Source organism: Bacillus rugosus (genome assembly GCF_023238245.1).
Taxonomy (GTDB): Bacteria; Bacillota; Bacilli; order Bacillales; family Bacillaceae; genus Bacillus; species Bacillus rugosus.
On the sequence record NZ_CP096590.1, the window covers coordinates 1545933 to 1570887 of the forward strand.

The following is a 24955-nucleotide window of genomic DNA, read 5'->3' on the forward strand; positions in this document are numbered from 1 at the left end:
AAAAGATGCACTCCAAAGTGAGTGCATCTTTTTTTTAAACCTCCATAATGATCGGCAGGATCATCGGACGGCGTTTCGTTTTTTCATATAAGAATGGCGCAAGCGTATCTGTAATCTCGTTTTTGATTTCAGACCATTGAGTCGTTTTTCGTTCCATCACTTTTTGTAAGTGGTTTGAGATGAGTTCTTGAGCGTCATTGATCAAGTCGCCAGATTCTCTCATGTACACAAATCCTCTGGAAATTAAATCAGGTCCCGCTGAAATCTTAAAGCCATCCATGTCAATGCTGACAACCACGATAACAAGGCCTTCTTCAGAAAGAATTCTGCGGTCGCGAAGCACGATATTACCAATATCACCAATGCCGCTTCCGTCAATGTATACTGAACCGGACGGGATTTTACCGGCAACTGAAGCTTCATCGCCTTTAAGCGCTAATACTTCACCATTATCCATGATAAAGCAATTTTCTTCAGGAATGCCGCAATCTGTTGCAAGTTTGACATGCATTTTTTGCATTCTGTACTCACCGTGAATCGGCATGAAGAATTTAGGCTTGATTAATCGAAGCATCAGCTTCTGTTCTTCCTGTCCGCCGTGACCGGATGTATGGATATCATTAAGAGGTCCGTGAATAACCTCGGCCCCCGCGCGATACAGCTGGTTGATCGTCCGGCTTACGCTGATTGTGTTGCCCGGGATAGGGGACGAAGAAAATACGACTGTATCCCCAGGATTAATTGAAATCTGGCGGTGTGTGCCGTTTGCAATTCTTGATAATGCCGCCATCGGTTCCCCTTGGCTTCCTGTACATAAAATCGTTACTTTATTGGCAGGCAAACGATTAATTTCGTTATGCTCAATAAATGTATTTTTAGGACAGTTTATATATCCGAGAGTTTGTCCGATTTCGATAGCCGATTCCATACTACGTCCAAATACGGCAACTTTTCTTCCATTTAATACAGCAGCTTCAATTACCTGCTGCAAGCGGTGAATATTCGACGCAAATGTAGCGAAGATAATTCGGCCGTCTACCTTGCGGAAAATGTCATGAATGCTTTCTCCGACACGGCGTTCAGACATGGTGAACTCTGGGTTCTCACTGTTTGTGCTGTCTGAAAGCAGGCACAGTACGCCTTCTTTTCCGATTTCGGCCATTTTCGTCAAGTTTGCTGGCTCGCCGACTGGAGTAAAGTCGAATTTGAAATCTCCAGTATGTACGATGTTTCCTGGCGGCGTTTTTACAACTATACCGTAGGAATCCGGAATACTATGTGTTGTTCTGAAGAATGACACAGCCGTTTTGCGAAACTTTACGATATCATCTTCACCGATAATGTTCAGTTTCGTCTGTCTTAATAGCCCATGCTCTTCAAGTTTATTCCGAAGTAAGCCGATCGCGAGTTTACCGCCGTAAACAGGAATATTCACTTGTCTGAGCAGGTACGGAATACCGCCGATGTGGTCTTCGTGCCCGTGGGTGATAAAAAGCCCTTTAATTTTATCTTCGTTTTTGACTAAATACGTGTAATCAGGGATAACGTAGTCAATGCCGAGCAGTTCGTCCTCGGGAAACTTGATCCCCGCATCAATCAGCACAATTTCATCCTGAAATTGAACTGCATACGTATTTTTACCGATTTCGCCCAAACCTCCGAGGGCGAAAACAGCAGTCTGATCATTTTTTACAAATTTCATACCGCTCATAACTCCAATACTTTAAAATTTTCGCTCTGTTGTTCATATTCTAAAAATGCACCATCAACAGGTGTGATAAACTCAATATTAAATTTCTTCTCTTTCAGCTTTGTTCTGACGTCACGCTCAGATACGCCTTCAATATAAAGTGAATCTGTCTTTTCCCGAACAGGTACTTCGTCAGCCTTTTCTTGATAAAATACCTTATAAATCATCCAAATCTCTCCTTAAATGCCGTATGTTAGACTCGCTTACTCTATTATATTCGAAAACGGAATATAAGGAAAGCCTTGAGCAAAATAAGGATCTCTCGAAAAGTGAAAGATCCCTTGTCAGGCAATGACTTTCTTGCGGAGCATTCCGTTCCATTGTCTTCTGAGTTTCTTTCTTAATTTTCGCAGCATTTGTCAGTCCCTCCTTTAATAAACATTTGTCCAGAGTTCTTTTTATACAAATAGTATACGGAGGTTGTGGAAGACTTTTCGTGGTTATTACTGGAATTTAATATGATTTTTGAACGAAATAGTTTGCTGAATGGCAATCTTTTTGTATGATGAGGGTGGGAATTGCAGATCAAGACGATAAAGGGGAAGTTACAATGGATTCAAAATTAATCTTTTTTGATATTGACGGTACGATATATGATCATGAGAAGAATATACCGGAAAGTACGAGAAAAACGGTTGCGGAGCTGCAGCGCCAAGGGCACCATGTGTTTATTGCCAGCGGACGGTCTCCTTTTTTGGTTAAGCCGATTTTGGAGGAGCTGGGCATACACTCATTTATTTCCTATAATGGGCAGTATGTTGTCTTTGAAAATGAAGTCATTTATAAAAATCCGCTGCCTGAAGAGGCAATCAGGCGATTATTAAAGCAGGCGGGAGAGGGCAAACATCCTGTCGTGTTTATGGCTGAAGACACGATGAAAGCGACTGTTGCGGATCACCCTCATGTTCTGGAGGGAATCGGCAGCCTTAAAACCGATTATCCAGAAACCGATGACCTTTTCTATGAAGGTAAAGAAATTTTTCAGCTTCTGTTATTTTGCCAGGATGAAGAAGAAAAAGCTTATGCCGCTTTTCCTGAATTTGATTTAGTGCGCTGGCATGAGTTTTCGACTGATGTTCTGCCGCATGGGGGTTCGAAGGCGGAAGGGATCAAAAAAGTGATCGAGCGTCTACCGTATGATATCAGCGATACATATGCTTTCGGCGACGGATTAAACGACCTGCAAATGATTGAGTATGTCGGGACAGGTGTAGCTATGGGAAATGCTGTTCCTGAATTGAAAGAAATCGCGGACTTTGTAACAAAGCCGGTCGACGAGGATGGAATAGCATACGCTGTAAAAGAATTGGGCCTTTTAAAATAAAGAAACGGCTGGCACTGTGCCAGCCGTTTTTCTTTTTAGCGCTCAATCGCGATTGCATTTTCAGGTTCTTTGAAAGGATTCTCCTTATCAATATGATCATAGAACATAACGCCGTTCAAATGATCAATCTCGTGCTGAAATACAATAGCCGGAAATCCTTTTAAACGGATATCAATGTTTTCGCCTTCAAGGGTTGTTCCTTTTACTCTAATGCGGGCATAGCGCGGAACATAACCGGGAATCGCTTCATCAACAGACAGGCAGCCCTCGCCGCTTGTTAAGTAGCTTTTTTCAACAGAATGGCTGACGATTTTAGGATTAAACAAAGCATAGCTGTATAACTTACCGGAAGCATCCTCCGCATGAACAGCGATCATTCGTTTTTTGATATTAATTTGAGGAGCTGCGAGCCCAACGCTTGGACGCAGCTTGTATTTTTCGGCTAATTCCGGATTTTGGCTGTTCTTCACGAATTCGATCATGTCGGCCAGCTGCTGTTTTTCTGCATCAGTCGGAGGCAGCTCAACAGGTTCGGCTGTCTCTCGGAGGGCTGGATGGCCGTCACGTACGATGTTTTCCATAGTAATCAAGAAACTTCACTCCTAAAGCTTAATATGTAAATTATATCGGATTTCTTCACAAAGGTGCAACGAAACAAATGACCAGCCGTAGATGGCTGGTCAAGTTCAAGCTGTGTAATTAGCAACAGCCTCCGCCTAAATAAGCAGCACCGACAATGATTAACAGAATGAATAAAACAACGATTAGCGCAAAGGTGCGGCCATATCCATATCCGCCATATCCGTAACCACCATAACTGCAGCAGCCTCCGCCGTAACCATATCCATACATATTACAAAACCTCCTCTTTTAATTACGCCAGAGCCTTTAGAAGTAGGCATAGCGTCTACTATAACCTATGTAAAAACAAAAAAGTTGTATGGTCATCTGTCCTGATTTTTCACTTTTTTGATTTGATTTCTGAGCTGTCTCATACAGTACAGCTATTGCCAAACGTCCCCATGGATTCTATAGTAGAAATTGTCATGATTGGGGGATTTAACGTGAAAGACGCAAAAAAACGGCGGCCTGGAATGAAAATCGGAGCTTTTTGTGCGATGACACTGATATTAACAGGATGCATGGGACAGGATCCGGTTGATTCACTTCACCATTCATTAGAAAAAGCTGCGGAATCGGAAAAACCGTTTCAAGAAGAACAGAAAACGCTCGAAAAATTAGAGGCGAAGGAAAATCAGCTTTACGATGATGTTATGAAGCTCAATATGGATGATTACAAAAAAATTGTTGCTTTATCTAACGAGGCGCTAGAAAATGTCAGCAAGCGCGAAGAACATCTGAAGATTGAAAATGACAGCATCAAAAAATCCGAAACGGAATTTGAAGAAGCAAAAACGTCTGCTGAACAAATTAAGGATAAACACATAAAAGAAAAGGCTGATGCCGCAGCAAGCCATATGGAGAAAAGATATACATCATATGGCTCCATGTATGAAGAATATAAAAAAGCGCTTCAGCTTAATAAAAAGCTGTATATGCAGCTGAAAGATAAAGACTTGACACGAGATGATCTGGACAAGCAGATCGATAAAGTCAATACTTCTTATGAAAAGGTCCTTAAATATAGCGGAGAGTTTAATGAACAAACAGAAAAATATAATAATGCCCGGGAAGATCTATATGATGCTGCAGGCTATCGCGTGAAAAAGAGCTGACTTTGAACAGCTCTTTTTTTAAAATAAACGCGACGCCAATTTCGTTCAAAATTTTCATTTCTATTGTAGTACAGTATGATGGTGTATACTAGTACAGTTTTGGATACAGCCGCCATCTGTTTTTTTATTGAAAATGTAAAGCGAATACATTTATTGAAAATCAGCGATGAAAACGATTGACGGCTCTTCTTTATTTGGTGTAAACTAATCCATGTTAAGCGGTGTTGTATTAGTTTTTTACAACTTCGAAATAATACAGTTCAAAGCAGAGTGTAACTATCCTACATAAAAGGTTTTGGCAAACTGGGGATCGGCTAAAATATATACGACTTACTGCTAATACTTTAGGGTACCCTAAGTTTGTATGTATAAAAGGAATGCACGTCTAATGACTGTTTAAAAGAAAGGAAGAGGTGACTTAGTATGGCTGCAAAAACGAAAAAAGCTATCGTTGATAGTAAAAAGCAATTTGATGCCATTAAGAAGCAGTTCGAAACGTTCCAAATTTTAAATGAAAAGGGAGAAGTCGTGAATGAAGCGGCGATGCCTGATTTAACAGATGATCAATTAAAAGAGCTAATGCGCCGCATGGTATTTACGCGTGTGCTTGATCAGCGCTCTATCTCATTAAACCGTCAAGGACGTCTCGGATTCTACGCTCCTACTGCGGGTCAAGAAGCTTCTCAGATTGCAACGCATTTCGCGCTTGAAAAAGAAGACTTTGTACTTCCTGGATACCGTGATGTGCCTCAGTTAATTTGGCACGGCCTTCCATTATATCAAGCGTTTCTTTTCTCACGCGGACATTTCAGAGGAAACCAAATGCCTGATGATGTGAATGCCCTTTCTCCACAAATCATTATCGGTGCTCAATACATTCAAACTGCCGGTGTTGCGCTAGGTCTTAAAAAACGCGGTAAAAAAGCTGTCGCAATCACTTACACTGGTGACGGCGGAGCTTCACAAGGGGACTTCTACGAAGGAATTAACTTTGCCGGCGCTTATAAGGCACCTGCAATTTTCGTAGTACAAAACAACCGCTACGCGATTTCAACTCCGGTTGAAAAACAATCTGCGGCTGAAACAATTGCACAAAAAGCTGTAGCTGCAGGTATTGTCGGCGTACAAGTAGACGGAATGGATCCGCTTGCTGTATACGCTGCAACTGCTGAAGCACGCGAGCGCGCAATCAATGGCGAAGGCCCGACATTGATTGAAACACTTACATTCCGTTACGGACCGCACACAATGGCTGGTGACGATCCGACTAAATATCGTACAAAAGAAATCGAAAATGAGTGGGAACAAAAAGATCCGCTTGTACGCTTCCGTGCGTTCCTTGAAAACAAAGGCTTATGGTCTGAAGAAGAAGAAGCAAAAGTAATTGAGGATGCGAAAGAAGAAATTAAACAAGCAATCAAAAAAGCTGATGCTGAGCCGAAGCAAAAAGTAACTGATTTAATGAAAATCATGTACGAAAAAATGCCTCACAACCTTGAGGAGCAATTTGAAATTTATACACAGAAGGAGTCGAAGTAAGCCATGGCGCAAATGACAATGATTCAAGCAATCACGGATGCGTTACGCACAGAACTGAAAAATGACGAAAATGTCTTAGTTTTCGGAGAAGACGTTGGTGTTAACGGCGGCGTATTCCGTGCGACAGAAGGATTGCAAAAAGAATTCGGTGAAGACCGTGTGTTTGACACGCCACTTGCTGAATCTGGTATCGGCGGTCTTGCCCTTGGTTTAGGCTTAAACGGCTTCCGCCCGGTAATGGAAATCCAATTCTTCGGATTCGTTTACGAAGTAATGGATTCAGTTTCTGGCCAAATGGCTCGTATGCGCTACCGTTCTGGCGGTCGCTGGACTTCACCTGTAACCATTCGTTCTCCGTTCGGCGGCGGTGTTCATACTCCTGAGCTTCACGCTGACAGCTTAGAAGGTCTTGTTGCACAACAGCCTGGTATCAAAGTTGTTATTCCATCAACTCCTTATGATGCCAAAGGACTCTTAATCTCTGCGATCAGAGACAATGATCCTGTTGTTTTCTTAGAGCACATGAAGCTTTACCGTTCTTTCCGTCAGGAAGTTCCTGAAGAAGAATACACAATTGAGCTTGGCAAAGCTGACGTGAAACGTGAAGGTACTGACCTTTCAATCATCACTTACGGCGCAATGGTTCATGAATCATTAAAAGCTGCCGAGGAGCTTGAAAAAGACGGCATTTCTGCTGAAGTTGTCGACCTTCGCACTGTAAGCCCGCTTGACATTGATACAATCATCGCATCTGTAGAAAAAACAGGACGCGCGATTGTGGTTCAAGAGGCACAAAAACAAGCCGGTATTGCTGCTAACGTAGTAGCAGAAATTAATGACCGTGCGATCTTGAGCTTGGAAGCTCCTGTACTTCGCGTGGCTGCACCTGATACAGTATTTCCTTTCTCACAAGCGGAGAGCGTATGGCTTCCAAACCATAAAGATGTTCTTGAAACAGCAAGAAAAGTACTTGAATTTTAATCAAACTGCATAAATCGAGAGGGAAGATGAACGTTTTCCCTCTATTATATATCTGTTTTCAATGCTTACGATGTAACTTTAAAATTGCTTAATCAAACTAGGAGGTCGAGAACTGTGGCATTTGAATTTAAACTTCCAGATATCGGGGAAGGTATCCACGAAGGCGAAATCGTAAAATGGTTTGTCAAGCCTAACGATGAGGTAGACGAAGATGATGTACTGGCTGAAGTCCAAAATGATAAAGCAGTAGTAGAAATTCCTTCACCTGTTAAAGGAAAAGTATTAGAATTAAAAGTTGAAGAGGGAACGGTTGCAACCGTTGGACAAACGATCATTACGTTTGATGCACCTGGTTACGAAGACCTTCAATTTAAAGGCAGCGAAGAGTCAGATGATGCGAAAACTGAAGCACAAGTTCAGTCTACAGCAGAAGCTGGACAAGACGTTGCGAAAGAAGAGCAAGCTCAAGAGCCTGCAAAAGCAACTGGCGCAGGACAGCAGGATCAAGCTGAAGTTGACACGAACAAACGCGTGATCGCTATGCCTTCTGTACGTAAATATGCTCGTGAAAAAGGCGTAGACATCCGTAAAGTAACAGGTTCAGGCAACAACGGACGTGTTGTAAAAGAAGATATCGACAGCTTTGTAAACGGAGGAGCACAAGAAGCTGCACCGCAAGAAACAGCTGCACCACAAGAAACAGCTGCTAAACCGGCTGCTGCACCAGCTCCAGAGGGCGAATTCCCAGAAACACGTGAAAAAATGAGCGGTATCCGTAAAGCAATTGCGAAAGCGATGGTTAACTCTAAACACACAGCTCCTCACGTAACGTTAATGGACGAAGTGGACGTAACAAACCTTGTTGCACATCGTAAACAGTTCAAACAGGTTGCTGCTGATCAAGGAATCAAGCTGACTTACTTGCCTTACGTTGTAAAAGCTCTTACATCTGCACTGAAAAAATTCCCTGTTTTAAACACGTCAATTGACGATAAAACAGAAGAAGTAGTCCAAAAACATTACTTCAACATCGGTATCGCTGCTGACACTGAAAAAGGCTTGCTTGTACCGGTTGTAAAAAATGCAGATCGTAAATCTGTCTTTGAAATTTCTGATGAGATCAATGGCCTTGCAACAAAAGCTCGTGAAGGCAAGCTTGCTCCAGCTGAAATGAAAGGCGCATCTTGCACAATTACAAACATCGGTTCTGCCGGCGGACAATGGTTCACTCCGGTTATCAACCATCCAGAAGTTGCGATTCTTGGTATCGGACGCATTGCAGAAAAAGCGATTGTTCGTGATGGCGAAATCGTAGCAGCTCCAGTCTTAGCTCTTTCTCTCAGCTTCGACCACCGTATGATCGACGGAGCAACTGCGCAAAATGCATTAAATCACATCAAGCGTTTACTGAACGATCCACAATTAATTTTAATGGAGGCGTAATGTTATGGTAGTAGGAGATTTCCCTATTGAAACAGATACTCTTGTAATTGGTGCGGGACCTGGCGGCTATGTAGCTGCCATCCGCGCTGCACAGCTTGGCCAAAAAGTAACAGTCGTTGAAAAAGCAACTCTTGGAGGCGTTTGTCTAAACGTTGGATGTATCCCTTCAAAAGCGCTGATCAATGCAGGCCACCGTTATGAGAATGCAAAGCATTCTGACGACATGGGGATCACTGCTGAGAACGTATCAGTTGATTTCACAAAAGTTCAAGAATGGAAAGCTTCTGTTGTAAACAAACTTACTGGCGGTGTTGCCGGTCTTCTTAAAGGCAACAAAGTAGATGTTGTAAAAGGTGAAGCTTACTTTGTAGACAGCAATTCAGTTCGTGTTATGGATGAGAACTCTGCTCAAACATACACGTTCAAAAATGCAATTATTGCAACTGGTTCTCGTCCTATCGAATTGCCAAACTTCAAATATAGTGAGCGTGTACTGAATTCAACAGGCGCTTTGGCTCTTAAAGAAATTCCTAAAAAGCTCGTTGTTATCGGCGGCGGGTACATCGGAACTGAGCTTGGAACTGCATATGCTAACTTTGGTACTGAGCTAGTTATTCTTGAAGGCGGAGATGAAATTCTTCCTGGCTTCGAAAAACAAATGAGTTCTCTTGTTACACGCAGACTGAAGAAAAAAGGCAACGTTGAAATCCATACAAGTGCGATGGCTAAAGGCGTTGAAGAAAGACCAGACGGCGTAACGGTTACTTTTGAAGTAAAAGGCGAAGAAAAAACTGTTGATGCCGACTATGTACTGATTACAGTAGGACGCCGTCCAAACACTGATGAGCTTGGTCTTGAGCAAGTCGGTATTGAAATGACGGACCGCGGTGTCGTGAAAACTGACAAACAGTGCCGCACAAACGTCCCTAACATTTATGCAATCGGTGATATCATCGAAGGACCGCCGCTTGCTCACAAAGCATCTTACGAAGGTAAAATCGCAGCAGAAGCTATCGCTGGAGAGCCTGCAGAAATCGATTACCTTGGTATTCCTGCGGTTGTCTTCTCTGAGCCTGAACTTGCATCAGTTGGTTACACTGAAGCACAGGCGAAAGAAGAAGGTCTTGACATTGTTGCTGCTAAATTCCCATTTGCAGCAAACGGCCGTGCGCTTTCTCTTAACGAAACAGACGGCTTCATGAAGCTGATCACTCGTAAAGAGGACGGTCTTGTGATCGGTGCGCAAATCGCCGGCGCAAGCGCTTCTGATATGATTTCTGAATTAAGCTTAGCGATCGAAGGCGGTATGACTGCTGAAGATATCGCGATGACAATTCACGCTCACCCAACATTGGGAGAAATCACAATGGAAGCTGCTGAAGTGGCAATCGGAAGCCCGATTCACATCGTAAAATAATGCTCATATCAAAAACAGCCCTCGCTTTAAGCGGGGCTGTTTTTTTATTTTGACAGCACATGCTGCAATGGTTTAATAATGTCTTCTTTCTTTTTCACACATCCCTCGATTTTCACCACGACATGGCGCTGATCAACAACCATAAGGGTAGGGACGGTTTCAATCTCATTTTCCCAGCCTTCTTTGTTATCATAGACCTTCATTTTATCTATTTGCTCGGGATAGTCCTTTTCTAAATCAAGCAGTGCATCGTAATATGGCGCTTCCTGATCAATTTGGTTCTCATCAGAAAAAAACAGGATTTGTGTATGATGAATGTTGTCAATCCGGCTTTTTTTCACCGGATTGATGGTGGAAAGCGTACAGCCCGATAAAGCAAATACTATGATCAGTATGGGGAATACCGCGCGATATCGCATCTATCTTCTCCTCTGTTTAAACAAAAATAAACTAGCTTTAGTTTATCATGAGAGACAGCGTAATCTGCTCCTTGTTACCTAATTGTTATATAATTGAAACCGTTTTTAAAGTGAGATTACATATCTTATCCATCGTTTAAAATAGCAATCTGGGGGTATATAGAATTTATTGCTGCGTTCTTTCATAAAAGTTCAAGAAAACATGAGATTATGTTATGTGTTTTGGCATATGTATCGATTAACGCTGCTGCATGAAGGAAATATCATATGAGAAAAATGAAAAAATACGCTATATATAACGAAATCTAAATTAAATGTGTTATACAGTTTGTTGTTGACATTTTAAATGTGACATATTAATATAATAGCAACAAAAGAAATTAAGCGTTTTCAAATTTCAAAGAAATGGGGAATGACAGATGGGTACAATTGTTTGCCAAGATTGCAACGAAGCCATTCATTACTTTGAAGATGAGAAAGTGACTACATTATACGGAACATGCTGCGGACAATGTCAATGTCCTATTGATGAAGAGTAATAAAAAGCATGCGGCCTGAGCCGCATGCTTTTTTTATTGAATCGCTTTTTGTTCTTTGATGACCCGGATCATGTTTAAAGTTGAGTCTTCAGGTCCTTGAACAGGGAGACCTGCGTCAAGGTTCTTGAAAATGTAGCTGATGTTATCTTCTGTAATAATTTCACCTGGAATGAAGATTGGAATACCAGGAGGATATACCATGACAAACTCAGCGATAATCCGTCCGGATGCTTCTTTTAAAGGGATGACTTCTGTATTTGCGTAGAAAGCATCCCGCGGAGTCATTGCCAATAAAGGAATTTCCGGGAGAAGAACTTCAGTTTGCTGATGTGTTACATCTTTTTCTGACATATGATGTGCAATCTCTGTTAAAGCCTCTACAAGCCGGTCTGCATCATTTTGGCTGTCACCAGGGGTGAAAATACACAAAATATTGTACAGATCAGAAAGCTCAACTTCAATATTAAAGGATTCACGAAGCCATTTTTCAACGTCATGACCTGTGAGTCCAAGGTTTTTAACAGAGATAATTAATTTTGTCGGATCATAGCTGTAAGCTGCTTTTGAACCAAGAATCTCAGAACCGACACAATAAATGCCTTCAATCTGATTGAGGCGATCTCTCGTCTTGTTGGCAAGCTTCAGTGTCTCCTCGGCGAGCTGATGGCCTTCTGTCGCAAGGCGTTTTCTGGCAACGTCCAGAGAGGCGAGAAGCAAATAAGAAGTTGATGTTGTTGTCAGCATGCTCAGGATGGATTGCACTCTGTCTTTGGATACAAGGCCCTCTCTCATGTTTAAAATAGAGCTTTGCGTCAGTGATCCGCCCAGCTTGTGTACACTGGTCGCTGCTATGTCTGCTCCTGCCTGCATGGCTGAAAGCGGCAATTCGTCGTGAAAATGAATGTGAACGCCGTGTGCCTCATCAACAAGCACTGGCACATCAAACGAATGAGCGAGTTCTACGATGCTTTTTAAGTCAGCTGCAACACCGAAATATGTCGGGTTGATGACGAGAAGCCCTTTTGCATCTGGATGCTCGGTAAGCGCACGTTTGGCAGATTCAAGTGTAATGCCGTGGGAGATGCCCAACTCGTTATCAATTTCAGGATGAATAAAGATTGGGATCGCTCCAGAAAATACAATAGCTGTCATAATTGATTTGTGCACATTTCTTGGAATAATAATTTTATCTCCAGGTCCGCAAACAGCCATCACCATTGTCATAATGGCGCCGCTTGTTCCTTGAACAGAAAAAAATGTGTGGTCTGCGCCAAATGCTTCAGCCGCCAGATCCTGTGCCTGTTTAATGATGCCTTTTGGCGCGTGCAGGTCATCTAATGGTTCAATATTGATTAAATCTATGCTTAACGCGTTTTCACCGATAAATTGTCTGAATTCTGGGTCCATTCCTGCCCCTTTTTTATGGCCGGGAATGTGGAATTGAACAGGCTGTCTGCTTGCATGCTTTTTCAGTCCTGTGTATAAGGGTGTTTCATGTTGCGACAATTGTTTTCCCACCTTTGTAATCATACCTATGCATAATAGTGTGTATTAAAATCAGTTTCTCAACCGTTTTTTAGACGTAAAACAAATGAATTATATTATGAACTTGAAAGAATGTAAAGAACAATTTATGATCAAATGAAGATGCTTTCTCTTAAGGGAAGCAAATCTATAAGGAGTGAAGAAAATGGAATACCAATATCCGATGAATGAAGATTGGACAACCGAAGAAGCAGTGGATGTGATCGCGTTTTTCCAGCAGGTTGAGCTTGCATATGAAAAAGGTGCAGATCGAGAAGAACTGCTTAAAGCTTACCGCCGTTTTAAGGAAATTGTACCTGGAAAGGCCGAGGAAAAAAAGATATGCGGCGAGTTTGAAGAACAAAGTACATACTCTCCTTATCGCACGGTCAAACAGGCGAGAGAATCTGAGCAGGCGAAGATTAAGATGTAAGAAAAAGAGCCGGGGGGTACCCCGGCTCTTTTTCATACTTGTGATACTTTTTGGGTGAAACGGTACAGAAAAGCAAGCTGCTTAAAGGCATCATCAATACGCTGAAGGAATTCCTGGTTATTCATATCCAGCACCTCTTCTTTTTGAAGTTGGATGCCGCATAACAGCTCAGCTTTTTTTACAGTCTGCAAACGCTCAAACAGCGTCTTCAGCTGTTCCTTGTCCATTTCAGACTGCTTATGTACTCCCGGTTTTGTATGATCTGCGGACCAAACGAAGCTGTCAGGGATATTCTTAGTAATGGTTTCCTGATTCGCTTCAAGCAACTTTCCGTATTCTTCTTTGATAGGGGATTCATAAATAATCGCGAACCACACAAATACGTGGCTTTCCCATAAACCTATCTGAAAATGCGGCAGTTTTTTATAGCCTCTTTTGCTGTTTGCGAATGCCACCCAGCTGTCAGCAGGGGGATTGACGGATCTTCTTGCGTGCTTTGCCACATGAGGAAACATTTCATCTCCGGTTAAAGCTGATAAAGTTGGGGCAAAATGTTCGCCTAGAGCTGTAAGCTTTGGACGAACCGTCTCTTTTAATACCTCCATGCGCGCGTCTAAGCCTTCTATTGTAAATGTGTTAAAGTCTTCTTCCGTAAAACGCATTTGTGTCATGACTTTCCTCCTTCATGCTAAGTAAACATATTTTATCACAGTTCATACGAGCGTCAAAAAGATTGAGCGCGTTTGAAGAAAGGGGAAATGTGGTAATAAACGAATAGGTAAACACACAATTTTCAGAATCATGTTACGCGTAAATAGAACAATCATACGATATAAGAAGTAATCATTGTTGAATGGCAAAATGGGATGCTTTTTACAAACAAATGATCTCTGGAAGGGGCGAAAGACAATGAGGCAAGTAGTAAAAGAGGGATTTAAGGAAGAGAAAAACAATCGTGTAGCTGTCTGGAGACTAGAGGTTGATTATGAGCTGGCAACCCTGTATGAAGCAATGCAAACTGAAAACGAAGAACAGATGGAACAAAGCAAAAACAAACTTGAGCGACTCAGAAAAGAATGGATTCGTCTTAACGGGTAAAAAAGCGATAGTGAAAACGAACCGCATGAATGGTTCGTTTTTACATGAGAAGGGATATTTTTCATTTTCCTTGCTTTTTCACCGCCGTTATCAGTATCCTATAAAATAAAGGTCTACATAGAAGAGAGGTACGCACGTATGACAAATTGGACGGAAATTGATGAGATTGCAAAGAAATGGGTTAGAGAAGCAGGCACGAGAATAAAACAATCTATGAACGAAAGCCTGACAATTGAAACGAAATCAAATCCGAATGATTTAGTCACCAATATTGACAAAGAAACGGAAAAGTTTTTCATTGAACGCATTCAAGAAACGTTTCCGGGACACCGCATACTCGGCGAAGAAGGACAAGGAGACAAACTCCACTCACTGGAGGGAGTCGTCTGGATTATCGACCCGATTGACGGAACAATGAATTTTGTGCATCAGCAAAGAAATTTTGCAATTTCAATTGGAATTTTTGAAAACGGAGAAGGAAGAATCGGTTTAATTTATGATGTGGTGCATGATGAGCTGTATCACGCATTTAGCGGCAGAGGAGCTTATATGAATGAAACGAAGCTGGCTCCTTTAAAAGAAACCGCCATTGAAGAAGCGATTCTTGCCATTAATGCGACATGGATAACGGAAAACAGAAGAATTGATCCAAGTGTGTTAGCGCCCCTTGTAAAAAGAGTTAGAGGCACACGCTCCTACGGTTCTGCTGCTTTAGAGCTGGCAAATGTCGCGGCGGGAAGAATAGATGCTTACATCACGATGCGGCTTGCGCCATGGGATTATGCAGCTGGCTGTGTGCTGTTAAATGAAGTTGGGGGCATCTATACGACCGTAGAGGGAGAGCCGTTTACCTTTTTAGAAAATCACAGTGTGCTGGCCGGAAATCCATCCATACATAAAACGATATTTGAAGAGTATCTTCATGCTCGAAAGTAGGCCATTTGAACAGGACGATCTCTGCTTGTTAGAGAAGCTCGCGGAAGCTCATCCTGTATGGAAAGAGGAGGAGTTTGGGGAGAAAGATGCAGAAAGCTATATGATCTCCTACTCCATGTACAACGGGTCATGGCTTATATGGGAAAAAGACGGTCAGCCTGTTGCCGTCAGCTATCATCTCGAGTGGGCGCCCTCCAACGGAAAGCCGTGGCTTGGAACAGTGCTGATTGACCCGGCTGAAGAAAAAAAGGGACATGCGAGAATGATCATTGAACAGATTAGCAAAATGCTCAGTGCCAAACATAAAGCGATGTTTGCGGCAGTTCCAATTGATCGCAGTGAATGGATACTGTTTTTGAGCCAATGCGGCTTTGAACAGCTGAAAACGGAAAAAGATGAGAAAGGCAAACTATTTATGATCCTGGTGAAGCCTTTAGCAAAAGCTGCCGTATGATGACGGCAGCTTATTTTAATATGCCAGTAGCGTAAAAAGCCTCCCGAAAAATTGAGAGGCTCTGATAATAAAAAAATTATTTTTTCACCGCATGAATATAATGAATCGTTTCAAACGCTGACAAGTCGTCTGTTCGATTGTTGAAGAATTGGTCATTAATATCGTCTGGTGATAGATGTTCATAGATCAGTAAACCTGATGACTCTAACTGATATTCAATTTCTTGATAAGTGAAACACGATTTCATCGGTTCTCCGCTTGCGGCAGCCATTTTCACCATATGTTCAACTCTATTTGACGTTCCTTTTGCTGTAAATAGTGTTTCGTCCGCATAATCAAAAACGATAGAGCTTCCTGATGGGACATGAGAAAATAAATTTCTGATCAAGCTTGCATTTTCTTCTCTCGTTAAATAATAAGACACTCCCAGAAGGCTGAAGAATGTTTTTGTGTTTTCAAATCCTTCATCTATAAGAGGCTGATACGAAAATGTTTTGGTGAAATCCATAGGAACAAAGTGAAGATGTCCCGGAATTGTCAAATTTGCATTTTTCAGCTTATCTTTTTTGAATTGCTGTGTAGCCGGATGATCAACCTCGAAAACTTGTAAACTGTTTTCCAATTCAGGATGCCGAAAACAGAAAGTATCCAGTCCGGCCCCAAGAATGACATACTGTTTTGTTCCCAGCATCAATTCATGATGTAAGACTTTTTCGCAATACGCAGCACGTGCTAAAGGTGTGGGCGACAGCTGGATTTGTGTAACCCATTTTAATATGTCTTTAGGATCATTGTGCAGGCGTTCGGCGATCTCTTTGTTGAAAAATGATATTCCTTGGATCATATTCTCACTGATGTCGGTAAACTCTTTTTCGTTAATGAGATCTTTTGCAATAAAATCATCAAAAATGAGAGGCGTGTCATATCGGCTGTGATATGCACGGGCAAAAGCTGAAATCAAAGACGTTAAGCTGGACTCATTTTTCCTCATGAAATGATCCTCCAATAAAAAAAGATTCCCCTGGCCAGGAGAATCTTATTATACATACAAATAGATTAATAGTAAATTATAGCACAAATAAAATTTTTTGTCAATCCTTTTGTTCTTTAATCGGTCGTGGAATCTTCATATATTTTCCCATGAGTCAAGTGTCTGCCGGAAGCATCTCCCCTTATCCTGACAAATTCGGGATCACTATTGTATGCTGCAGTGTTGGCTTGCTGCTGTTTTTGCGTCTATACGCTGAGTGGGGAAGGCTGTATTGTCGCTTCCTCTGTACTGCACGCTTGCGACTGTGTTCACATCTTTCGCTGGAATGATTATGCTGAAGAGAGAAACCAAGACATGTAACGAAAAAAAGCCTGAGGGATCTCAGGCTTTTACTAATATTATAATCCAACAGCATTCCAGGCTGCTTCAACTTTAGCGGCATCAGTTGAGCCGTAAAGATCACGAGCAGACTGAATAAGAGCTGCCTTTGCATCTTTGAACGTCGAAGAAGGCGTGAGGTACGTTGTTAACGCACGATAATAGATCTGCTGTGATTTAGAGACACCAAGCTTTGTAATGGTATTATAAGCGGCTTTATTTGGAATTCCGCTGTTTGTGTGTACGCCGCCATAATCGCCTTCATCTGTATTTGGAAGGTTTCTGTAATTGGCGTAATTGTCAGGCTGATCGTATTTTGTCGGATTGGACAAGCTGCGGAGAGCAGGCTGGCTGACTGTAATGTCTTCACCGATGTCCCAGTCTTCTGTATCGTTAAAATACCCGAATACGTCAGAGAAAGATTCGTTTAATGCCCCCGGCTGATTTTCATAAATCAGGTTGGCTGTTTCTTGAGTGACGCCATGTGTCATTTCATGTGCTGTCACATCTAATGAGCCGGAAAGCGGAGAGAAAAATGAACCGTCGCCGTCACCGTAAATCATTTGGTCTCCTGTCCATGCAGCATTATTGTACCGAGTGCCGTAGTGGACGGAAGAAACGATTTTACTGCCTTTGTTATCATAGCTATTCCGTTTAAATGTCGAATAAAAATAATCGTACACTTTACCGAGATTATAGTGAGCGTCAACGGCTGCCCGCTGTGATGAAGATGTGAATGTATTTGTTGTGCTTGAGACAAGTGTTCCCGGTAGGCGGCTTTGTCTGTTTTGCAAGTCATATGTGATGATTTGAGTGCCTGTTGGTTTTGAAAGATCTCTTAGAACGTATTTTCCGCTTTCATAAGAGATGTTCAAAGGAACGGTTGCGCCCTTTAGCGTTGTTCCGCTTCCAGTGGCAGCAGCATGTTCTACTTTGTTTTGCTGTTTTAATATGCTGCCTGTTTCAGCATCAACTAAGACTTCCCAGTTTGCAGGTTCAGGTTCGATATAGAGAATCGTCACGTCGTAAGCAAGACGATAGCTGCCGTCCTTTGTTTCTACCGCTTTTAACTCGGCTTTATTGCTGTTTTTGGCCGTTCCGTTAGAAACAGCATCTGGTGATTTGCCGATGGCTTTGAAAGCAAGTGTCATCGCTTTTTCAGAAGAGACTTTTTGGCTGTTTTCTGTTTTTGCAGCAGATTGATTGTGTAATTCACCATTCACCGCATAAACATTATCGGATTTATCAACGTGAACGATCACTTGTGAATCTTTAATAGGCACTCCGTTAACCACAGGTGCATATCGAAAGTGCTTGTACCCAAGGGCGTCAGTCGTGCTTTCAACAAGCTTCAGCCTTTTGGCAGGGTCACCTTTGAAAATGTTGCTGTTCTTTTTCAAAAACTGTTTGACAGCTTTGTCATTTGGTGCAGAAAGTTCTGATTGTGCAATCGCGTTTTTGGAGAGGAAATTTGTTTGATTCTCTTTAAGCTGATGACTTTCAGCAGCCTGAACACCAGGAAGGCTGATTGACAAACTCATAAACGAAGCAGCGACAGCAACAGACAATTTCTTACCTAAACCCACAATAAATCCCCCTTTTTGAAAATACTGAAAAATCTTTATATTGTTATATTAAACTAGCATTCTGGAATACTCAACAAAAACTAACATAACTAGACAAAATTGATAGAATTGTCCTGTGTTTATTTTTGCTGAATAATATCAACATGAGTCAAGTGTCATGTGATGGCTTATTGTAAGTGTTGTGCCTTTTTACATATCAAGGGGAAGAGAGAAATGTTTGTTTCTTATTGAAACTTTTTGAGATGCCGGCTGTCTACCCAAATGAGGCCTTAATAAGAAGTAAAGGATTGTTGTTCGTGTTGGAGTTATTCAGTCATTATGTATTGCATTTTGAACGTTATTTTATATTAAGCAGACAAGGTACCCTGCTGATTCAATGGTCAATTGTTGTTCTTGCAGTCTTATATCTTTTGGTGCATCATCCCAAAATAAACCGGCAGCGCACAATGTTCTTGGCGGGTGTTATATTGCGGATTGTGCTGCTGGCGGGAGTGTCTGTTGAACTTATTCACCAGGTGCAATCAACAAACTTCACCAGCGCTTACTTAAGAGAGGACGGAAATGAACTGCTGCCGCTGCTGCATTTTTTGTTATACGGATATGTGCTGCTGACTGCTTTTCACTATATGCTGGTGCTTCGTGATCATGGCGGAAAAGGTATGTTTTATACGTTCGATCTTGCCGTTGTCAGTTTGCCGATCGTACAAATGATATTCAGTTTCTTTTCGTATTGGAAGGAATATCGGGATGGGATGGAGCCGATTGCATTTGTGTTTCTGTTTTTCATCATTACTCTTCCCATTGTGTTGAATGTAGTGTTTTTCAAGCTGTATTGGAGAACGAATAAGATATTACTAGGTTTATTTTATACGTTGATTATCGGACTGCTTGTCTTGCTGCTTGCGCCATATCCCAATCAAATCTCAAAAGCTTATGGTGCAGTAATGCCATACACGATTTATTTAACAATGGCGGGATTTTTGATGAGCTATCATCTGTTCCAAAAGTCAGGAAAGGTTTATGTGCGTGTGAATAAGTGGCTGCCGATGGCTGTCATGGTGTTTTTTGTCCCTCTCTTAAATCCGATATATAACATAGGAACGGCTGCTTTCGCTGTATCAAAACCGATAAATGTCCATGATTCATTCAATTTTGTCGGGGAGCACATTTCATCAGAAAAAGCGGAACAGATACTGAAGTCATTTTTTCCTACGGATGAGACATTGTATTTGCACGATACAAACATGGATGTGCATTATTTCTACTCATTTGAAAGCAAAGGTTATAAAGCTGAAGTAGATGAAGTATCGCAGCTGATTCGTAATTATGAATACTTACAAAAAGCGCATGGGAAAAAGCTAACGAATCAGGAGTACAAGCGAAAGTCCATCGCTTTCCTTGAGCGACACGGACGTGTGTTACATAAGGAGCATATCGAAACAAAGGTCTCTAATGAGGACGGCCAGACAGTCGTACGTATATACCTGAAAAATCAACTTCATAAAAAAAATAATGCTGATGATGGCGCGGTATTTTATTGGGAAAAGGAAACCTTAATGGGTTTTAGTGAAGATCCTTCGATTTATCAGCTTGACTCTCTTCTGCATGTTCATATAACAGAACAAGACATTCAAGACAAAATGGAACAAATGTTTACAGCGCTGAATATATCAAAACAGCCTTATCAGATCACTGATATTGAAAGCGACAGCCTGCTCGGAAGCATGGTGAGAGTTGAAACAAAGGAAGGAGTTGTTTTGGAATTTAAGGGGGAATCCGGTAGTTTACACAGTCTCTCGATTCCAATCAAAAAGGAAATTTCACTGACTAACAGCCAGCTGCAGCGGCAGGTATTAACGGTCTTCGATGCCGATGTATCAGAAATGAAGAAAAAAAGCAGGAAGAGTGACTTGGTAATGTATACTGATTCTTCTAAAACATATGAGTTTTTTGAAGATCAAGGTCAGCTAAACGTTTATGTATACAGCGATACACCTGATCAGTCATTCCCCTATACGTATCGTAATGGTACATTGGCTTACGAAAAAGTAGCTTCTGCATATCAGGATGTTATTTACAAAAAGCGTATGCGTCCGATTATCGTTCAAAGAGGGGATGAACGGCATTATGCATGGCTGATCATTATTCAGCCGTTTGGTTCAAATCGCCATGATGCCTATGTAGTGGATGGAGAAACACAAGAGGTGAAAAGTCTTTATGAATCATAAGGAAAAAGAGTCTGTTTTTTTAGACTTATACGACCTGTATAAAGATGGAGAGCTAGAGGATGAATCAATGGAATGGATGAAACAGCATGAGTCCCTATTTCAAAAGAATGCGGAAGACTTAAAGAGTAAAACTTGTTTAAAGAGAAGCCTCGGTGCTGAAGAAGAAAGCCAAATTAGATATATGAAAGTATACCTGTCTTCCATGTATATCTGTTTCATTTTATTGGCCATTTGGATGACGGTGTGGTTTTACTTTTAATGAAGCATAGGGATTCCATTGAGGACTTGTATCGGCAGTATTATCAAGAAATTACAAATTATTTATTCAGAAGGACTCATCACCTTGAAACAGCCAAGGACTTAGCACAGGACACGTTTGTGAAAGCTCTTAACGGTCTGGCTTCGTTTAGGGGGCATTCTTCTATCAGAACATGGCTCTACACCATTGCGCATCATACCTTTATCAATTGGTACCGCAGAGATGTCAAATACCAATTTACTGATATCAGCAAAAATGAAGGGTTAACGCAAACAACTTATGAGCAGCCTGAACAGTATTTGTCACGGACGGTGAAAAGCGAAACCCTAAGGCAGGAGCTTCTGCAGTTAAAGGATCAGCATCAATCTGTTTTGATTTTAAGAGAATTCCAAGAGCTTTCTTATGAAGAAATCGCTGAGATATTAGGATGGAGTCTTTCTAAGGTGAAAACCACATTGCACCGGGCTAGATTAGAGCTAAAGAAAAACATGACGAAAAGTAGAGAGGAGGAGCGGATATGACCTGCTTTCTAGTAAGAGACCTGCTTCCTCTGTATCTTGAAGGTGATTGTAAAAGAGAAACGGAACACGTTATAGAAGAGCATTTAAAAATGTGTAGCAGCTGCAGAGACATGTATAACACGATGGCTGAGCCATTTGAATTGGAAAGCGAACAGGCCGTTGAGGAGGCTTTTCTGCCGGAAGAAGAACTGCGTTTTAAACAGAGGTACTATGGATTACTGATCATGAAAGCTGCCTGCTGGTTTGGAGCGGCGGTTGCCGTGATGCTGATCATCAAACTTTTGATATAAAGAAAAGCGCTTGTCCGATTCGGACAAGCGCTTTTTTAAATTAAGCTTGAGGATGAATCATGTCGTAGATGGCGGCAAGCTGTTCTTGTGATAGAGCACTGAATAGTTTTTCATAAACGTCAGCTTGCAAAGGTGTCGCACCTGCTTGTACCGCTGCATCTTTATCATAGCTGTACACACCGTCTTGTAATACAATGGCTGCTTGAAGAATGTGTATCTTTAAGGAAGCAGCGGAGAAAAATTGTTCAAGTGCAAGTGCTTCTTTTTCTGTGAAGCCAAGTTCAACTGCTTTTTCTGTATCAAACTTGTAATTTCCACCCTCGAGATACACACATTGTGAAACAATGCTGAAAAATTCTGATGTCGATTCCCAGAGTGTAGCGATTACCTGAGCCTCTTCCTTTGTCATTCCTAACTCGACAGCTTTTTCGCTGTCAAAATAATACACACCGTCTTGTTCGTATATACATTGATTTAATATATCAATGAATGTATTGAGATCTTCGTTTGTGATTGTCTGATGCTGCACATGAACAGTGTTGTTATCAACCATTGTTTTTGCGCTGGCTGCATCAGGGCCGAACGTGAATAGAGCAGCTGAGGTCATTGCGGCAGTCGTTAGCATCGCTTTTTTTACAAATGTTTTCTTCATGTTTCTTCTCTCCCTTTTATGAATTGTGCTACAAATTCCATTATAGGGATAGATTGGAGTCGGAAGAATGGGTTAAATAGTATTTTATGTATATCGTTGCCGAACTACTTTTTGCCGGTCGCATGTGTCATCGTTAGAACGATTGTCTATGTACAAATGCTGTTTTGCATCTTCCCGACTAAGAAACAGGGGAGATAAGACTTAATGAAATGAAAAACACCGCTTTCTTTGCGGTGTTTTTTGATTACAATGTCTCTAGCAGGGCAATGCTTTTAATCAAGCAAGCCTTGCTCGCGCATTTTCTTTTTTAATGTGAATCCGCCGCCCATAACAGCGCAAACAAGCACAATGCTGGCGATAATGCCTGCAGCACTTTTTTCAGCGATAAAGACGCCGATCAGCATAATACTGAAAACTGCTGCAAATGCAAATAATAGTAAAAGCCAATTCATTTTTTTCATATTTTCCATCCCCTTTTACGTCTTATATTAAGTTTACAGAAAAACGTGACGCTTTTAAAGAGGATGTGTGGTATAATATGAAAGTTATCTAATTTTATTAGGAGATGAAAAAGTGAAACTTCGAAATGATCTTCGCAACATCGCGATTATTGCCCACGTTGACCATGGGAAAACGACTCTAGTCGATCAGCTTTTACACCAGGCTGGTACGTTCCGTGCCAACGAACAGGTTGCTGAACGCGCAATGGACTCAAATGATCTTGAACGCGAACGCGGCATTACAATTTTGGCGAAAAATACTGCGATTAACTATAAAGATACACGCATCAATATTTTGGATACCCCTGGACACGCAGACTTTGGGGGAGAAGTAGAACGGATTATGAAAATGGTTGACGGCGTACTGCTTGTCGTTGACGCATATGAAGGCTGTATGCCTCAAACTCGTTTCGTTCTGAAAAAAGCTCTTGAGCAAAACCTGAACCCGGTTGTTGTTGTGAACAAAATTGACCGTGACTTTGCTCGTCCTGAGGAAGTTATCGATGAGGTTCTAGATCTGTTCATTGAGCTTGATGCCAATGAAGAGCAGCTCGAGTTTCCAGTGGTATATGCTTCAGCGATTAATGGAACAGCGAGTCTTGATCCGAAACATCAGGATGAAAACATGGAAGCTTTATATGAAACCATTATTAAGCATGTTCCGGCACCTGTTGATAATGAAGAGGAGCCGCTTCAATTCCAAGTTGCCCTCCTTGACTACAACGACTATGTAGGCCGTATCGGAATCGGACGCGTATTCCGCGGCACGATGAAAGTCGGTCAGCAGGTTTCTCTTATGAAGCTTGACGGAACGGCTAAGTCATTCCGTGTAACAAAGATTTTCGGTTTCCAAGGCTTAAAGCGTGTGGAAATTGAAGAAGCAAAAGCAGGAGACCTCGTAGCGGTTTCCGGCATGGAAGATATTAACGTTGGTGAAACGGTATGTCCTGTAGACCATCAAGATCCGCTTCCAGTGCTTCGCATTGATGAACCGACACTTCAAATGACATTTGTCGTGAATAACAGTCCGTTTGCAGGACGTGAAGGCAAATATGTAACGGCCCGCAAAATCGAAGAGCGTCTTCAGGCTCAGCTTCAGACGGATGTGAGTTTGCGTGTTGAGCCAACAGCTTCTCCTGATGCTTGGGTTGTTTCCGGACGCGGTGAGCTGCACTTGTCAATTTTAATTGAAAATATGCGCCGTGAAGGCTATGAGCTTCAAGTTTCAAAACCTGAAGTTATCATCAAAGAAATTGACGGCGTACGCTGTGAGCCTGTTGAGCGTGTACAAATCGATGTTCCGGAAGAGCATACAGGCTCAGTTATGGAATCAATGGGTGCCCGCAAAGGCGAAATGATCGATATGATCAACAATGGAAACGGCCAAGTCCGTCTCATCTTTACAGTTCCTTCCCGCGGATTGATCGGGTACTCTACAGAGTTCCTATCATTAACACGCGGATTCGGTATTCTGAATCATACGTTTGACAGCTACCAGCCAATGCAGGCGGGCCAAGTCGGCGGACGCCGCCAAGGTGTGCTTGTATCAATGGAAAACGGAAAAGCGACATCTTACGGTATTCAAGGAATTGAAGACCGCGGTGTCATCTTCGTTGAGCCGGGTACTGAAGTATATGAAGGAATGATCGTTGGAGAGCATAACCGTGACAACGACCTTGTTGTTAACGTCAGCAAAATGAAACAGCAGACGAACGTCCGCTCTGCAACAAAGGATCAGACAACTACAATTAAAAAAGCGCGCATCATGTCTCTTGAGGAATCTCTAGAGTACTTAAACGAAGATGAATACTGTGAAGTAACGCCTGAATCCATCCGTTTAAGAAAGAAAATCCTCAATAAAAACGAACGTGAAAAAGCGGCTAAAAAGAAAAAAACAGCAGGATTGTCTTAATCTCTTGCAGAATTTGAAAAGATAGAACCCGCACTTTGCAGGGGA

General features: G+C 41.8%; 27 protein-coding genes. 16 read left to right on the top strand and 11 right to left on the bottom strand.

Features of this window, described 5'->3' with window-relative positions; all coding sequences use genetic code 11:
* Positions 1 to 34: 34 nt before the first annotated feature.
* Both rnjA and rnpZA read right to left on the bottom strand, forming a co-directional pair.
* Positions 35 to 1702 carry a ribonuclease J1 gene (gene rnjA / locus M0696_RS07930; protein WP_014113653.1) on the bottom strand — a complete coding sequence of 556 codons (1668 nt, stop codon included), beginning with the start codon at positions 1700 to 1702 and terminating at the stop codon, positions 35 to 37.
* Positions 1703 to 1707: 5 nt separating this feature from the next.
* Positions 1708 to 1917, bottom strand: coding sequence for an RNA polymerase subunit omega 1 (gene rnpZA, locus M0696_RS07935; RefSeq protein WP_003222303.1), 210 nt, complete (start codon positions 1915 to 1917; stop codon positions 1708 to 1710).
* A 383-nt stretch (positions 1918 to 2300) separates the two neighbouring features.
* On the opposite strand from rnpZA, the gene M0696_RS07940 reads away from it, so the two are divergent.
* Positions 2301 to 3074 carry a Cof-type HAD-IIB family hydrolase gene (locus tag M0696_RS07940; RefSeq protein ID WP_222142761.1) on the top strand — a complete coding sequence of 258 codons (774 nt, stop codon included), beginning with the start codon at positions 2301 to 2303 and terminating at the stop codon, positions 3072 to 3074.
* Positions 3075 to 3109: 35 nt separating this feature from the next.
* Here M0696_RS07940 and def read toward each other — a convergent pair whose 3' ends face one another.
* Complete coding sequence (def, locus tag M0696_RS07945; RefSeq protein ID WP_151870254.1) at positions 3110 to 3664, bottom strand: peptide deformylase; 555 nt, start codon at positions 3662 to 3664, stop codon at positions 3110 to 3112.
* Between the two features lie 109 nt (positions 3665 to 3773).
* A complete protein-coding gene (locus M0696_RS07950) occupies positions 3774 to 3926 on the bottom strand; it encodes a YjcZ family sporulation protein (RefSeq protein WP_003222298.1) in 153 nt (50 codons plus the stop codon).
* A 212-nt stretch (positions 3927 to 4138) separates the two neighbouring features.
* On the opposite strand from M0696_RS07950, the gene M0696_RS07955 reads away from it, so the two are divergent.
* The 5 genes from M0696_RS07955 to lpdA all read left to right on the top strand — a co-directional run bounded on the left by M0696_RS07955 (position 4139) and on the right by lpdA (position 10190).
* A complete protein-coding gene (locus tag M0696_RS07955) occupies positions 4139 to 4810 on the top strand; it encodes a YkyA family protein (protein ID WP_166853253.1) in 672 nt (223 codons plus the stop codon).
* Between the two features lie 423 nt (positions 4811 to 5233).
* Entirely contained in the window at positions 5234 to 6349 is a 1116-nt protein-coding gene (pdhA, locus tag M0696_RS07960; protein WP_003222294.1) for a pyruvate dehydrogenase (acetyl-transferring) E1 component subunit alpha, read from the top strand.
* A gap of 3 nt (positions 6350 to 6352) precedes the next feature.
* A complete protein-coding gene (pdhB, locus tag M0696_RS07965) occupies positions 6353 to 7330 on the top strand; it encodes a pyruvate dehydrogenase complex E1 component subunit beta (protein WP_014113660.1) in 978 nt (325 codons plus the stop codon).
* A gap of 114 nt (positions 7331 to 7444) precedes the next feature.
* Entirely contained in the window at positions 7445 to 8773 is a 1329-nt protein-coding gene (gene pdhC, locus M0696_RS07970) for a pyruvate dehydrogenase complex dihydrolipoyllysine-residue acetyltransferase (protein ID WP_222142762.1), read from the top strand.
* A gap of 4 nt (positions 8774 to 8777) precedes the next feature.
* Positions 8778 to 10190 (top strand): dihydrolipoyl dehydrogenase, encoded by a 1413-nt coding sequence (gene lpdA / locus M0696_RS07975; RefSeq protein WP_166853252.1) that lies wholly within the window; start codon positions 8778 to 8780, stop codon positions 10188 to 10190.
* A 44-nt stretch (positions 10191 to 10234) separates the two neighbouring features.
* Here lpdA and slp read toward each other — a convergent pair whose 3' ends face one another.
* A complete protein-coding gene (slp, locus tag M0696_RS07980) occupies positions 10235 to 10609 on the bottom strand; it encodes a peptidoglycan-associated lipoprotein Slp (protein ID WP_166853250.1) in 375 nt (124 codons plus the stop codon).
* A gap of 419 nt (positions 10610 to 11028) precedes the next feature.
* Here slp and M0696_RS07985 point away from each other — a divergent pair, with 419 nt between their 5' ends.
* Positions 11029 to 11148, top strand: a complete 120-nt coding sequence (locus M0696_RS07985; RefSeq protein ID WP_222142763.1) for a GapA-binding peptide SR1P — start codon at positions 11029 to 11031, stop codon at positions 11146 to 11148.
* A gap of 33 nt (positions 11149 to 11181) precedes the next feature.
* Here the strand turns inward: M0696_RS07985 and speA are convergent, their stop codons facing one another.
* Positions 11182 to 12654: an arginine decarboxylase gene (speA, locus tag M0696_RS07990; RefSeq protein WP_166853248.1), complete on the bottom strand. Its 1473-nt coding sequence runs from the start codon at positions 12652 to 12654 to the stop codon at positions 11182 to 11184.
* A gap of 184 nt (positions 12655 to 12838) precedes the next feature.
* On the opposite strand from speA, the gene M0696_RS07995 reads away from it, so the two are divergent.
* Complete coding sequence (locus M0696_RS07995; protein ID WP_166853246.1) at positions 12839 to 13105, top strand: UPF0223 family protein; 267 nt, start codon at positions 12839 to 12841, stop codon at positions 13103 to 13105.
* A gap of 32 nt (positions 13106 to 13137) precedes the next feature.
* On the opposite strand, the gene M0696_RS08000 is transcribed toward M0696_RS07995, so the two are convergent.
* Positions 13138 to 13776, bottom strand: a complete 639-nt coding sequence (locus M0696_RS08000) for a YktB family protein (RefSeq protein WP_222142764.1) — start codon at positions 13774 to 13776, stop codon at positions 13138 to 13140.
* 238 nt (positions 13777 to 14014) lie between these two features.
* On the opposite strand from M0696_RS08000, the gene M0696_RS08005 reads away from it, so the two are divergent.
* The 3 genes from M0696_RS08005 (at position 14015) to M0696_RS08015 (ending at position 15593) form a co-directional block, all read left to right on the top strand.
* On the top strand, positions 14015 to 14203 hold the full coding sequence (locus M0696_RS08005; RefSeq protein ID WP_166853242.1) for a hypothetical protein: 189 nt from the start codon (positions 14015 to 14017) through the stop codon (positions 14201 to 14203).
* A gap of 138 nt (positions 14204 to 14341) precedes the next feature.
* Positions 14342 to 15139 (top strand): inositol-1-monophosphatase, encoded by a 798-nt coding sequence (suhB, locus tag M0696_RS08010; RefSeq protein ID WP_166853240.1) that lies wholly within the window; start codon positions 14342 to 14344, stop codon positions 15137 to 15139.
* Positions 15140 to 15164: 25 nt separating this feature from the next.
* A complete protein-coding gene (locus M0696_RS08015; protein ID WP_222142765.1) occupies positions 15165 to 15593 on the top strand; it encodes a GNAT family N-acetyltransferase in 429 nt (142 codons plus the stop codon).
* A gap of 76 nt (positions 15594 to 15669) precedes the next feature.
* Here M0696_RS08015 and M0696_RS08020 read toward each other — a convergent pair whose 3' ends face one another.
* Together M0696_RS08020 and nprE are read right to left on the bottom strand one after the other, a co-directional pair.
* Positions 15670 to 16584 (bottom strand): class I SAM-dependent methyltransferase, encoded by a 915-nt coding sequence (locus M0696_RS08020; protein WP_248602675.1) that lies wholly within the window; start codon positions 16582 to 16584, stop codon positions 15670 to 15672.
* Positions 16585 to 16982: 398 nt separating this feature from the next.
* A complete protein-coding gene (nprE, locus tag M0696_RS08025) occupies positions 16983 to 18548 on the bottom strand; it encodes a neutral metalloprotease NprE (RefSeq protein WP_248602676.1) in 1566 nt (521 codons plus the stop codon).
* A gap of 287 nt (positions 18549 to 18835) precedes the next feature.
* Here nprE and M0696_RS08030 point away from each other — a divergent pair, with 287 nt between their 5' ends.
* Genes M0696_RS08030 through ylaD form a run of 4 tightly spaced genes read left to right on the top strand, consistent with a single transcriptional unit; the run spans position 18836 to position 21846 of the window.
* A complete protein-coding gene (locus M0696_RS08030) occupies positions 18836 to 20776 on the top strand; it encodes a hypothetical protein (protein WP_248602677.1) in 1941 nt (646 codons plus the stop codon).
* Entirely contained in the window at positions 20766 to 21035 is a 270-nt protein-coding gene (locus M0696_RS08035) for a hypothetical protein (protein ID WP_166853231.1), read from the top strand. Before M0696_RS08030 ends, M0696_RS08035 begins: the two co-directional genes overlap by 11 nt.
* Positions 21035 to 21556, top strand: coding sequence for an RNA polymerase sigma factor YlaC (gene ylaC / locus M0696_RS08040; protein ID WP_248602764.1), 522 nt, complete (start codon positions 21035 to 21037; stop codon positions 21554 to 21556). The genes M0696_RS08035 and ylaC overlap by 1 nt, the downstream gene beginning before the upstream one ends.
* Positions 21553 to 21846, top strand: a complete 294-nt coding sequence (gene ylaD, locus M0696_RS08045; RefSeq protein WP_166853229.1) for an anti-YlaC sigma factor ylaD — start codon at positions 21553 to 21555, stop codon at positions 21844 to 21846. Before ylaC ends, ylaD begins: the two co-directional genes overlap by 4 nt.
* A gap of 40 nt (positions 21847 to 21886) precedes the next feature.
* On the opposite strand, the gene M0696_RS08050 is transcribed toward ylaD, so the two are convergent.
* Together M0696_RS08050 and M0696_RS08055 are read right to left on the bottom strand one after the other, a co-directional pair.
* Positions 21887 to 22498 (bottom strand): hypothetical protein, encoded by a 612-nt coding sequence (locus M0696_RS08050; protein WP_222142768.1) that lies wholly within the window; start codon positions 22496 to 22498, stop codon positions 21887 to 21889.
* A gap of 272 nt (positions 22499 to 22770) precedes the next feature.
* Positions 22771 to 22959: a YlaF family protein gene (locus M0696_RS08055; RefSeq protein ID WP_003221324.1), complete on the bottom strand. Its 189-nt coding sequence runs from the start codon at positions 22957 to 22959 to the stop codon at positions 22771 to 22773.
* Positions 22960 to 23071: 112 nt separating this feature from the next.
* Between M0696_RS08055 and typA the strand changes: the two genes are divergently transcribed.
* Positions 23072 to 24910, top strand: coding sequence for a translational GTPase TypA (typA, locus tag M0696_RS08060; protein WP_222142769.1), 1839 nt, complete (start codon positions 23072 to 23074; stop codon positions 24908 to 24910).
* Positions 24911 to 24955 lie beyond the last annotated feature (45 nt).